Consider the following 12,229-nt stretch of genomic DNA (forward strand, 5'->3'; position numbering starts at 1 on the left):
AGGGCTCCGAATACGACAAACCATTTTAGTAATAGCCGCAAATAAAATATATAAAACTGCTTCGCACACAGTGATAGTGGTTTAGTGAAGACTATGCTTGTTTATCAGTAGCGCCTTTTTGATAGTAGCTAGTCAGACTAATTTTGAGAGGATTATAAATGTCTAATGTTGATTCAGTAGCAAGCAGCTACCTTGAAAGTCTAGCACGTCACCAAGCATTGTTTGAAACAATGCAAATGTACCATCCACAAGTCATGCAATTGCTTGAAGTGTGTCATAGCGCACTCGAAGCTGGTGGCAAAGTGGTATGGTTTGGTAATGGTGGCAGCGCAGCAGATGCGCAGCATTTAGCCGCAGAATTTGTTGTGCGTTATAAATTAGAGCGTGGGCCATTGGCATCAATGGCACTAACAACCGATACGTCAATTTTAACGGCGCATAGTAACGACTATCATTTTGACACTGTATTTGAGCGCCAAGTTCTTGCACTGTGCAAGCCTGAAGATTTAGTTATAGGTTTAACAACCTCAGGTACTAGTGCCAACATTAATTTAGCGTTAGCGGCTGCAAATGAGATTGGTGCTTACACCGTTGCGTTAACTGGGCGTGATGGCGGTAAAGTAAAAGATATTGCTAAGCTACCGATCATAATTAAAGATGATGAAACCGCCCGTATTCAAGAGGCGCACATGTTTATTGGCCATTGGCTTTGTGAAGCGATTGATATGGTTGTAGCGGGGAAAAGTTAATGGATTTAGCGCTATTTAAACATTTATCAAATGCGAGAATACTGGTTGTTGGCGATGTAATGCTCGATCGCTACTGGCATGGTGATTCAGGACGTATCTCACCTGAGGCTCCAGTTCCCATTGTTAAAGTTAGTAAATTTGAAGACAAAGCGGGTGGCGCTGCCAATGTGGCAAAGAACATTGCTCGTTTAGATGGCAAGGTAGGTCTGCTTGGGTTGATTGGTGAAGACGAAAGCGGTCAAATCCTTGAAAATATACTGGCAGATGAGCGTATTGACTCACAACTTGTGAGTGTATGCGATTTGCCGACTATTTCAAAAATGCGTGTTATTAGCCGTCACCAACAAGTAGTGCGCTTAGACTTAGAAGAAATGTTTACACAGCAGCATAGCCAGTTGTTGTTGAATCGCCTAGAGTTGGTACTAGATCAGTATGATTTTGTATTGTTCTCTGATTACAACAAAGGCTCACTTTCGTTGATCCAGCAAATGATCACAATGGCAAAAAAAGCAGGTAAAACGGTATTAATTGATCCTAAGTCATCGGATTTAAATCTTTATCGTGGTGCTGATTACATTACTCCTAACTTAAATGAATTTAAGCTAGCTGGTGGTAAAACTGACTCTGAGAAAAACCTTACTGAAAGTGCGCGTCAGTTAATCAAAGATGCGGGCGTTGCAGCAATGCTACTGACTCGTTCAGAGCAAGGAATGTCGCTTATTAGTGCTAATGAAAAACATGATTTTGCAGCACAGCAGCTTGAAGTGAGTGATGTAACTGGCGCGGGTGATACTGTAATTGCAACCCTCGCTGTTATGCTTGGTGCGGGCATGAAGCCTAAAGATGCGGTAGAGATAGCGAACCTTGCCGCGGGGATTGCGGTGAGTAAATTAGGCGCTGCAACCGTGTCGCCTGAAGAGCTGAGCCGTAAACTAGGTCAGTATTTACAAAAAACGGGTGAGCATTATCAAACCCCATTTGATGATGTTCTTCAGCATATTGAATTTGCTAAGCAAAATGGCGAAACAATTGTATTTACGAATGGCTGTTTTGATATTTTACACGCAGGTCATGTACGTTATTTAGCACAGGCAAAAGCACGAGGTGATCGTCTAGTTGTTGGTTTAAATAATGACGAATCAATTACTCGCTTAAAAGGCCCTGAGCGCCCAATTAATCCGCTTGATGAGCGCGCAATGGTGTTAAGTGCACTGGCTTCAGTTGATTGGGTTATACCATTTGGTAGCTTAGATGAAAACGACACCCCAGCTAAATTAATCGAACAGATCAGTCCTGATATTTTAGTAAAGGGCGGCGATTACACGGTTGATCAAATTGCAGGTGCGGAGCACGTACTGCGCCATGGCGGAAAAGTAGAGGTGCTTGAATTTTTAAATGGCTGTTCTACATCTAAAGTGATCAGTAAAATTAAAGCTTAACTATTTTAATTAGTTACCTTGGGCAATTAGCTTAAGTTAATCCCTTAAGGCTGACTGGTACGCATATTCAAGATGCTGCCAGTCGTTTTGCTGCCAATGCATCACTTGGTTACGACCTTGCTCTTTATTGAACGAACGAGCAAGGCGGGCCATATTAGCTTGCTGCCATTGTTTTGTCGGTGTTTTTAGTTCGCCGCGATCAAAGTCGATAATATAGACCTCACCTGTTTCATCAAAGAGGATGTTATTGATATTTAAATCTGCGTGATACACGCCATGGTTATGAAAGTTAGCAATCGTATCTGCTACTTTTGTTAACTCTTGCTCGGTGAAAGGGCGTTGCTTTAAAACATCAAGTACACTTTGTGCGCCTGCTATAGCTTGGGTAATAATATCACCACGGTAAATTAAACCACATTTTGAAACTTTAGCTGCAATTGGTTTTGGTACATTTAGGCCTAACTCAGTGAGTTTTATCATCAAATTAAACTCTTGATAAACGCGTGTTTTTTCAAGGCCTAAATACAAGTATTGATCGCTCAATACTTTACCTACTAAACCTCCTCGCCAATAGTGCCTGAGTACCGCTGTTAATTTGTCATGACAAAAAAACCATGCTGTTGCGCGGCCTTTTTTTGTACCGACAATTTTTTTTTGCTGCTGCCAATATTCATTATCAAACCAGTTTAAGCTAACTTGGGCGCTGTGCTCTGGATGACTTAAAAGAATGTGTTCATTAATGGTTTGTTGGTTAAACATAGCGTATTTACTTTATAACAACCGATAAGGGTATATTAACCTGTTTTAAAGCGGAGCATAAGTGCTTGCAATAGCGAGTGGTTAATTTAAGATCAAGCCATAGTTTATTGTTAAGTGAAGAGCGCCAGTGAGCCAAATTCCTAGTTATTCAGACATCTGTATTTTAAGACTTTCAGCAATTGGTGATGTGTGCCATGGCGTTTCAGCGGTACAAGCAATTCAAAAAGCACACCCTAATGCCAAAATAACTTGGGTGGTAGGAAAAGTTGAGGCGATGCTCTTAGCTGGTTTACCTGGCGTAGAGCTGGTGGTGTTTGATAAAAAGCAAGGTAAAGTGGCTTATCAGCAGTTAAAGCAACAATTTAAAGGTCGCATGTTTGATGTTTTGCTGCATATGCAAGTTGCATTGCGCGCGAACTTAGTGGCACGTTGTATTCCTGCAAAAACAAAAGTGGGTTTTGATTGGGCGCGGTCAAAAGAGTTACATAGTTTATTTATTAATAAGCGTATAGCACCTGCGCAGCAAGCACATGTATTAGAAGGCTTTAAAGGCTTTGCTCACGCCATCGGCGTACCTGATTATAAGCCTACTTGGAAGATGCCCGTAAGCTGTGAAGATCAGGCTATTGCGGATCAATTACTTGGCGCTGAGCGTTTAGCTGGGCGTATTTTTGTGATATCACCAGCTGCCAGTAAAAAAGAGCGTAATTGGTTAGCAGAGCGTTACGCAAAAATGGCTGAACATGCACATAGTAAAGGGTTTAATGTCGTTATTACGGGCGGACCTACTCCTTTAGAAATTGAGCTTAGCGCGCAAATTATTGCTAATACGCAAACACCTATTTTAAATTTAGTGGGTAAAACGAAGCTCAAAGAGCTTTTATGTGTATTAAAACGTGCTGAATTGGTGCTTGCTCCAGATACGGGGCCTGCACATATGGCGGTTACAGTGGGTACTCCAGTGATAGGCTTATATGCACATTCAAACCCAAAACGTACTGGGCCGTATTTATACCAAGACTATGTGGTTGAGGTGTATCATCAAAATTTACTTAAACAAACAGGCAAAACAGCGGAACAATTACCTTGGGGCACGCGCATTAAAGGCAGTGAGTTAATGAGCCAAATACAAGTTGATGATGTGATTGTCATGTTTGAAAGGGTTGTTCTTGAAATAAATAATGATATAGAGCCACCATTATGAATGCCAATAAAGCATTGTTTTTAGACCGTGATGGCGTGGTTAACATTGACCATGGCTATGTTTATGAGCCTGAAAAGTTTGAATTTGTACCCGGCGTTTTTCAAGCCTGTAAAGCATTTGTAGATGCTGGATATAAATTAATTATAGTGACTAATCAGTCAGGTATTGGCCGTGGATATTATAATGAGGCGGACTTCAACGCTTTAACACACTGGATGATTGCACAATTTAATCAGCACAATGTGCGAGTAACCGATGTGTACTTTTGCCCACACCACCCTAAAAACGCACAGCCAAATTATCTTAAAGAGTGCGACTGTCGTAAGCCGGCTCCAGGCATGTTATTACAGGGTATTAAAGAGCATAATATCGACCCTGCGCAAAGTATTATGGTGGGGGATAAGATCAGTGATATGCAAGCGGCAAGTGCCGCGAGTATTGCAACGCGAGTACTTGTACGATCTGGGCAACGTTTTGAGATGAGTGTTATTGAGTCTGCGCACCATGTTTGCGATTCATTAGCTGATTTGCCTCATATATTGTTACCTCAATAATGATCATTAATGGCAGCCTATTTTTTCTGCGACGAACTACAAACAGTGCATTTGTTTAGCTAAACTTTTACAATAGCCACAAAGATGAGCTGCGCGTTATATTATTCGCGCTAACCCCGTTCAATAAATTGGAGACTACAGATGAGAGCATCTGCATTTTTTAGCCAACTTCAACAGCAAATTGAAGATGTTAAAGCCGAAGGCCTATATAAAAACGAACGTATAATTACCTCTCAACAGCAAGCGCAAATTGAAGTTGCTTCTGGAGATAAAGTAATTAACTTTTGTGCAAATAACTACTTAGGCTTAGCCAATAGCCCTGAATTAATTCAAGCTGCGCAAAATGGCTTAAATGATCATGGGTTTGGTGTGGCATCTGTTCGCTTTATTTGTGGTACACAAGATATTCATAAAACGTTAGAGAAAAAAATCAGTGAGTTTTTAGAAACTGAAGATACCATTTTATATTCTTCATGTTTTGATGCTAACACGGGATTATTTGAAACGATTTTGGGTCCTGATGACGCGATTATCTCTGATTCATTAAACCACGCCTCAATTATCGATGGCGTACGTTTGTGTAAAGCTAAGCGTTTTCGTTACGCTAATAACGACATGGTTGACCTTGAAAAACAACTTATTGCAGCAGACGAAGCCGGCGTTAAAAATAAATTAATTGCAACTGATGGCGTGTTTTCAATGGACGGTGTTATTTGTAATTTAGAAGCCGTTTGTGACCTTGCTGATAAATACAATGCATTAGTAATGGTTGATGATTCTCACGCAGTAGGCTTTGTTGGCGAAAACGGCAAAGGAACACCTGAATATTGCAATGTGTTAGATCGTGTTGATATTATTACAGGCACATTAGGTAAAGCGCTTGGTGGCGCATCGGGTGGTTATACATCGGGTAAAAAAGAGATTGTTGAATGGCTACGTCAGCGTTCACGTCCATATTTATTCTCTAATTCACTAGCCCCTTCAATTGTAACGGCCTCAATTAAAGTGCTTGAAATGTTAGCTGATGGCAGTGAGCTTCGTGCTAAATTATGGTCAAATGCTAAGTACTTCCGTGAACAAATGGAAGCCGCAGGTTTTACGTGTGCAGGTAAAGATCATGCGATTATTCCAGTGATGTTAGGTGATGCAAAAGTCGCATCAGCTATGGCTGATAAGTTATTGGCTGAAGGTATTTATGTTACAGGTTTTTCATTCCCTGTTGTGCCAAAAGGCCAAGCACGTATCCGTACGCAAATCTCTGCGGCGCACAGCATTGAACAACTAGACACCGCAATTGCAGCCTTTACCCGCATTGGTAAAGAAATGGGCGTTATCTAATTTATTATTTTAAGCCGCGCTTTTGTCGCGGTTTTTTATTGAGTGTGATTCATGAAAGCATTATCTAAATTAAAAGCAGAACCCGGTATTTGGATGACAGATGCGCCAAAACCTGAAGTTGGCCATAACGATTTATTAATTAAAATCCGTAAAACTGCAATTTGTGGTACCGACGTACATATTTATAAATGGGATGAGTGGGCGCAAAACACCATTCCAACACCTATGGTTGTTGGCCATGAATATGTAGGTGAAGTGGTTGATATGGGCCAAGAAGTCCGTGGTTTTAGTGTTGGTGATCGCGTTTCAGGCGAGGGTCATATTACATGTGGGCATTGTCGTAATTGCCGTGCTGGACGAGTACATTTATGCCGCAACACCACGGGTGTTGGTGTAAACCGTGAAGGTGCGTTTGCTGAGTATTTAGTGATCCCTGCATTTAATGCATTTAAGATACCGGATAATATCAGCGATGAATTAGCCTCTATTTTTGACCCATTTGGTAATGCAGTGCATACCGCATTGTCGTTTGATTTAGTGGGTGAAGATGTTTTGATCACCGGTGCTGGCCCGATCGGCATTATGGCTGCTGCCGTTGCTAAACATGTGGGTGCTCGCCATGTAGTTATTACAGACGTAAACGAATATCGCTTGGATTTAGCACGTAAAATGGGTGCTACTCGCGCCGTTAATGTTGCCAATGAAAAGCTTGAGGATGTAATAAAAGAGCTAGGTATGACAGAAGGCTTTGATATTGGTCTTGAGATGTCAGGTGTACCAGTTGCATTTAATGGTATGTTAAATAACATGAATCATGGCGGTAAAATTGCCATGTTGGGTATTCCTCCATCAGATATGGCTGTTGATTGGAACCAAGTGATCTTTAAAGGCTTGGTGATTAAAGGTATTTACGGCCGTGAAATGTTTGAGACATGGTACAAAATGGCCAGCCTTATTCAGTCTGGTTTAGACCTTAATCCAATTATCACTCATCAGTATTCAATTGATGACTTCCAAGCAGGCTTTGATATGATGATTTCAGGCCAATCAGGTAAAGTTATTTTAAATTGGGATTAGCTCAATTTAGATTTTAAAAAAGGGCGGCTTAGGTCGCCTTTTATATTTAGAGAGTATTATGGCATTTAAGCATATTTCAATTACACAGACGCAAGCACTCCTTAATAAAGAGGATGTAGTGATTGCAGATATTCGTGATCCTAACTCATTCCAAGCAGGGCATATCCCTGGCTCTGAGCATTTATCAAACGCGAACATTAGCGAATTCATGATGAATAAAGAGTTTGATCAACCTATTATTATCGTGTGTTATCACGGTATGAGCTCACAAGGGGCTGCCAGCTATTTAGCAGAGCAAGGGTTTGAAGATGTGTACAGTATGGATGGTGGTTTTACGCAATGGGAGGCACAATTGCCGGAGAATGTAGAGCGATGATTGAATTAGGCAGTATTAATAATCCCCGCGCGGCACAAGGCTTTATAGATTACGTAAAAAGCAAAGGCCTTGATGCGCAGTTACGTTCTAGCAATGGACAAGCAGTGATTATTTGTATTGCCTCAAGTGATTTTCATCAAGCCCAACCATTATGGGAAGAGTTTGTTGAAAACCCTCATCATGAACGCTACCAGGCTGCTTCATGGCAAGTGGGCAGCACGCAATCTGTTTTAAGTTACCAAGGGCAGTCGCTTAATTTAAAAGCGCGCTTTAAAGCGCTAAGCTGGTTAAATCAGACGGTAACGTTATTATGTGTTGCTATTTATATCGCGTTTACACTCGGTGGATTTGAGCCAATTTATAGTGTGTTGCAGTTTAACCCAAATCAGCCATTAACATGGTTAACGCCTGCTATAGTGCATTTTAGTGCCGTGCATTTGTTGTTTAATATTATTTGGTGGATAACCCTTGGTAATGGTATAGAAAAACTGGCAGGTAAGAGTACTCTAATAGGCCTTTTTCTTATTACAGCGCTGTTGAGTAGTTGGGCTGAGTTTATTATGGTTGGCCCTAATTTTGGTGGCTTGAGTGGGGTCGTATACGGTTTACTTGGCTATTGCTGGATTTATCGCGAATTTAATCCTAAACAACCGGAGTTAGTCAGCAATGGTATTATTGGATTTATGCTTGTGTGGCTAGTACTAGGCTTTGGAGATATGTTATTTGTAAGTATGGCCAATTGGGCGCATTTAGGCGGCTTATTAAGCGGTATGGCTTATGCCTTCACCGCTCAATTATTTACAGTAAAAAAATCTAGTGATAAAGATATTTAGTAAAGAGCACTTCGCGAATAACTTCTTGCCCTGTTTCTTGCTTTAATAGGGCTTTTAGTTTTTCAGCACAGCGTTTACGGATCTCTTCACGACCGGTAAGTGACTTTACTTTTTCTTCAGGTTCTTTCGATAAAATCCCTACAATCGCATCACGTAACAGCGGTGTGTGATGTTCGACGATGGCAATGTTTGCCATATCGCTCAGCATTAAATCGACGGTAATACGCACATAACCGAGTTTTTTGTTACTTTGGCCAATATAGTTGGTAATAATGTCTGGTTCAAAGCCAAAATAGCCTACCGTTGTTTCTGCACGACTCGCAAAGCTGCCAAATAAACTAAGCAACAAGGTGCTAATTAATATACTAGCGTAAAGCGTTTTTTTCATATTAAGTAAAGAGTCCCGTATTTAATTACCATTAGTTTATACGTAATACTGGTCAAGATACAGGCTGAAGGGGTTATTATATTCATTAATCATCACTTTTTCCAAACCGCAGGCAGTGGTATCATTTATCTGGTTATTATTAAACAGAGCTATCGTGATCACATACCCACTACCACTCATTGCCAATTGGCAGCGGGGCGCAGCATTAAATTCATTGTCAACAACTGAGCAAAGCTGGTTGCTTGAACCCGGTTCACTGACCGCTAAATTAAAGTCCCATGGGCGTGATTTTTCAGTACAGGTTTTAAGTGAGTTACAGTGTATTTTAACTCTTGAGCAGCAGCAATTATTGGATTGTTCACATGAAAAAATAATAAACCGTGAGGTACTACTGTGGTGTGATGGCCTGCCTATGGTCTATGCACAAAGTTGGTTGCCGGTTACGGATGATATGCAACAGCAGCAATTACTCGTGCTTGGTAATAAACCTCTGGGCGACATTATCTTTCAACACCCAGATTTAAAACGAACAGAAATTGAAGTTGCATGTTTTGATCGTCAGCATTGTATCCAGCAGCTAGTGAGTCAATATTCTTCAACAGCCACGGATTTGTGGGGACGCCGAAGTGTTTTTTCGTTAATGAAAAGCCGATTCTTGGTCTCTGAAATATTCTTACCTGGAGCCTTTATTTACACATGAAATTAGCCGCATTACAGCAAGCCCATATTCCTTATTACAAACAACTAATGCGCACAGATAAGCCAATTGGCACGTTGTTGTTGTTATGGCCAACATATTGGGCTTTATGGTTGGCAAGTAATGGAACGCCTAGCTTGGTTAATCTAATTGTGTTTAGTTTGGGTGTATTTGTAATGCGCAGTGCGGGTTGTGTGATCAATGATTATGCCGACCGCGAAATTGATGGCAGTGTAAAACGTACTGAGCAACGGCCACTTGCCGCAGGACTGGTGTGTAGTGGTGAGGCATTAAGTTTATTTTTGTTATTGATCATTATTGCCTTTGGTTTAGTTTTACTGCTGAGCTGGCCAACAATGTTATTATCCGTAGGGGCGCTGTTATTGGCTTTTAGTTATCCATTTATGAAGCGTTATACGCATTTGCCACAAATGGTTTTAGGTGCTGCGTTTGGTTGGGCTATACCTATGGCATATATGGCGGCCACAGGAGATGTCCCCCTTCAAGCGTGGTTATTATTTACTGCTAATGTCCTGTGGACTATGGCGTACGATACTATGTATGCAATGGTCGACAGAGATGATGATTTAAAGATCGGGGTTAAATCTACCGCTATCTTATTTGGTCATTTTGACAGGTTAATCATCTTTATCCTTAATACGGTGTTTATTGTTTTATTAGCTGTAGTCGGGGTTATTAGTGATTTAGATACCCCCTATTGTCTAGGTGTTTTAGTTGCATGTGGCTTTTTAGTCTATCAACAATCTCTAATTCATACTCGTGATAGAGAGCGTTGTTTTAAGGCTTTTTTAAACAACCACTATGTTGGTATGGCTGTTTTTGTAGGCTTAGTGGCATCCTTGCCACTTAATATATAATTTAGCGTGGTGGATCTATAACACCGCTGATTGATGCATTTTTCCTGAACCATCCTGCGATAGAATAGCGATCATTTGCCGTTGGAAGTACTTCATGCATAAAGCGTTCGCTTTCAAACATTACAAGCGTACCCGACTTTGGTTTAAGGGTTATTTCAGTGTCTTTACTTTTAGGTTTATAAATAACTAACTCACCACCTGATTTTGGAGTGTTTAAGTAAAGTACAGTTGTAAATACACGGTTGGAGCGGCCTTTAAACGCATCGTAATGTTTTTTATAAAAATCGCCTTGTTGATACTTTGCATAATGGCACTCGTAATCAAATAAGCCGAGAAAAAAATAACGGTTAAGGTTGTTACGCATCTCTTCCATTGCGTTCAGATATGCTGTTTGTGCTTGACTACTATGATCAAACCAATAGGTTTTATCGGTACGAATAGATTTATCGACTTGTAAATTTTGCTGACGACCAATACCCGCTAATTTAAACTTAGGGTTAATACGGTGACAGTCATCTAATAACGCATTTATAAAAGTACTATCAAAAGCGTCTTCAATGACAGCATAACCTTTGATTTCAATATCATCTAGGTAGCATTGTGAGGGGGATTTTAAAGTCATTATTTACAGAGTGAGCTTAAGGTGCGTAAGTTTAGCGTAAGGGGGGGGATAAGCTAGCTTTTTCGCTTTTAAGTCCCCTAACCAGATAAAGACCCATGGCTGAGTTTTAGTGAGTAGATGTTTAGTTTTACAGGGTGCTATTGTAATAGGGGATGGTTTTTTAAGTTATTGAAAATAAATTAAAATAATCTTATTGCTGTTGAGGTGTTCACTCTGATTTCGATTGTATTACTTCTAGATTGAACAAATTTTAATTCTGAAAAGTCAACACACCCTAAATAATGTGTAACTACGGCAGATGTGCTTGTTATTTATAACTAAGCACATCATTTGAAACGCTAAAATACCGCGGTTATAACCAACTAAGATTATGAATTAGCTGACAGCGCTGTCTTTTCGATTAGTGACAGTAATTGATTCACGTGATCGCCAGGTGTTACTTGTTGGCTCGTTTGTACAATTAATTGTTCATGAGCTAAATCTTTATTAGTTTTCAGTTGTACTAAATCGTTGTTTTCAGCAACTGTATTTGCATGTTCGATACTTGCAATCGCAAAATGGTTCGATTTACATAGGCCATCCATAACTTGGTCAATGCTACCGACTTTTATACTGGCGGCTTTATTCATACCATCGATTGCTTCATTGAGCATAGTTTGAATTTGTTTTGACTGTGAAAAGCAGCCAAACATTGGGTAATCGCTTAAGTCTTGTTTACAAATATCACTTTTATTTGCGAGCGGGTGAAATTTAGAAACAAATAAAATAAGCTGATCCGGTAAGTGGATATCGCTACCGATACTGTTTATTGCTTGAGAGCATACGCTAATATCAATTTCGCCCAATTGTAGCTTACGGACTAATTCACTTTGTTCTTGCAGTTGCATTTCAATTTTAACGTGTGGATATTGTGCTAAAAATTGACCACATGAAATAGGAACTATTGCACTGGCTTTGGTCGTATATCCGATAATAAGCTTTTCATTTGAGCAACCATTAAGAGATTTAAATAAGCGCTTTTTTGTATCTTCTAAGCCTGATAGGGTTTGTTGTGCATATTCTAAAAACAGCTCCCCTTCAGACGTTAGTTTTACCGATCTAGTTGAACGCTTGACTAATTCATAGCCAACTTCATCTTCAAGTGTTTGAATGCTGCGAGTTAAGGCTGATGTGCTAATTTTTGTCGTTTCAGCCGCTTGGCGAAAATGTCGTAGCTGGCCCAAAGCTACAAATTGCTCTAATTGTTCAAATCTCACTTTTATAGTCCTTTGTATAAGTAAGCCGCGCTAATGGCGAACATAAATAGTATTATTTT

The 12,229-nt window shown here is 40.2% G+C and carries 14 protein-coding genes; 10 read left to right on the forward strand and 4 right to left on the reverse strand.

Translation table 11 applies throughout. The features are described 5' to 3' along the window. The first annotated feature begins 158 nt into the window (after positions 1 to 158). Positions 159 to 749 (forward strand): SIS domain-containing protein, encoded by a 591-nt coding sequence (locus ADS77_RS14695; RefSeq protein WP_054455089.1) that lies wholly within the window; start codon positions 159 to 161, stop codon positions 747 to 749. Next, positions 749 to 2,188, forward strand: a complete 1,440-nt coding sequence (hldE, locus tag ADS77_RS14700) for a bifunctional D-glycero-beta-D-manno-heptose-7-phosphate kinase/D-glycero-beta-D-manno-heptose 1-phosphate adenylyltransferase HldE (RefSeq protein ID WP_054455091.1) — start codon at positions 749 to 751, stop codon at positions 2,186 to 2,188. The genes ADS77_RS14695 and hldE overlap by 1 nt, the downstream gene beginning before the upstream one ends. Before the next feature lie 36 nt (positions 2,189 to 2,224). Here the strand turns inward: hldE and ADS77_RS14705 are convergent, their stop codons facing one another. After that, on the reverse strand, positions 2,225 to 2,947 hold the full coding sequence (locus ADS77_RS14705; protein WP_054455093.1) for a 3-deoxy-D-manno-octulosonic acid kinase: 723 nt from the start codon (positions 2,945 to 2,947) through the stop codon (positions 2,225 to 2,227). 127 nt (positions 2,948 to 3,074) lie between these two features. Between ADS77_RS14705 and ADS77_RS14710 the strand changes: the two genes are divergently transcribed. From ADS77_RS14710 to glpG, 6 genes are all read left to right on the forward strand, one after another. After that, complete coding sequence (locus ADS77_RS14710; protein WP_054455095.1) at positions 3,075 to 4,151, forward strand: glycosyltransferase family 9 protein; 1,077 nt, start codon at positions 3,075 to 3,077, stop codon at positions 4,149 to 4,151. Continuing rightward, positions 4,148 to 4,705, forward strand: coding sequence for a D-glycero-beta-D-manno-heptose 1,7-bisphosphate 7-phosphatase (gene gmhB / locus ADS77_RS14715; protein WP_054455096.1), 558 nt, complete (start codon positions 4,148 to 4,150; stop codon positions 4,703 to 4,705). The genes ADS77_RS14710 and gmhB overlap by 4 nt, the downstream gene beginning before the upstream one ends. A gap of 141 nt (positions 4,706 to 4,846) precedes the next feature. Next, a complete protein-coding gene (locus ADS77_RS14720) occupies positions 4,847 to 6,043 on the forward strand; it encodes a glycine C-acetyltransferase (protein ID WP_054204360.1) in 1,197 nt (398 codons plus the stop codon). A gap of 51 nt (positions 6,044 to 6,094) precedes the next feature. Then, the gene (gene tdh, locus ADS77_RS14725) at positions 6,095 to 7,120 is read left to right on the forward strand and encodes an L-threonine 3-dehydrogenase (RefSeq protein ID WP_054204359.1); all 1,026 of its coding nucleotides are present in this window, start codon (positions 6,095 to 6,097) and stop codon (positions 7,118 to 7,120) included. A gap of 58 nt (positions 7,121 to 7,178) precedes the next feature. Beyond that, positions 7,179 to 7,496 carry a thiosulfate sulfurtransferase GlpE gene (gene glpE / locus ADS77_RS14730; RefSeq protein WP_054455099.1) on the forward strand — a complete coding sequence of 106 codons (318 nt, stop codon included), beginning with the start codon at positions 7,179 to 7,181 and terminating at the stop codon, positions 7,494 to 7,496. Beyond that, positions 7,493 to 8,329: a rhomboid family intramembrane serine protease GlpG gene (gene glpG / locus ADS77_RS14735; protein WP_054455101.1), complete on the forward strand. Its 837-nt coding sequence runs from the start codon at positions 7,493 to 7,495 to the stop codon at positions 8,327 to 8,329. Before glpE ends, glpG begins: the two co-directional genes overlap by 4 nt. On the opposite strand, the gene ADS77_RS14740 is transcribed toward glpG, so the two are convergent. Next, positions 8,310 to 8,717, reverse strand: coding sequence for a flagellar basal body-associated protein FliL (locus tag ADS77_RS14740; protein ID WP_054204356.1), 408 nt, complete (start codon positions 8,715 to 8,717; stop codon positions 8,310 to 8,312). The genes glpG and ADS77_RS14740 overlap by 20 nt on opposite strands. A 154-nt stretch (positions 8,718 to 8,871) precedes the next feature. Here ADS77_RS14740 and ADS77_RS14745 point away from each other — a divergent pair, with 154 nt between their 5' ends. Continuing rightward, on the forward strand, positions 8,872 to 9,417 hold the full coding sequence (locus ADS77_RS14745) for a chorismate--pyruvate lyase family protein (RefSeq protein WP_054204380.1): 546 nt from the start codon (positions 8,872 to 8,874) through the stop codon (positions 9,415 to 9,417). Beyond that, a complete protein-coding gene (gene ubiA, locus ADS77_RS14750; protein ID WP_054455103.1) occupies positions 9,414 to 10,292 on the forward strand; it encodes a 4-hydroxybenzoate octaprenyltransferase in 879 nt (292 codons plus the stop codon). The genes ADS77_RS14745 and ubiA overlap by 4 nt, the downstream gene beginning before the upstream one ends. A 1-nt stretch (position 10,293) precedes the next feature. Here ubiA and ADS77_RS14755 read toward each other — a convergent pair whose 3' ends face one another. Both ADS77_RS14755 and ADS77_RS14760 read right to left on the reverse strand, forming a co-directional pair. After that, entirely contained in the window at positions 10,294 to 10,914 is a 621-nt protein-coding gene (locus tag ADS77_RS14755) for a 2OG-Fe(II) oxygenase (RefSeq protein ID WP_054204354.1), read from the reverse strand. Between the two features lie 368 nt (positions 10,915 to 11,282). After that, complete coding sequence (locus ADS77_RS14760) at positions 11,283 to 12,170, reverse strand: LysR family transcriptional regulator (protein WP_054455105.1); 888 nt, start codon at positions 12,168 to 12,170, stop codon at positions 11,283 to 11,285. Positions 12,171 to 12,229 lie beyond the last annotated feature (59 nt).

The organism is Pseudoalteromonas porphyrae (genome assembly GCF_001298125.1).
Classification (GTDB): domain Bacteria; phylum Pseudomonadota; class Gammaproteobacteria; order Enterobacterales; family Alteromonadaceae; genus Pseudoalteromonas; species Pseudoalteromonas neustonica.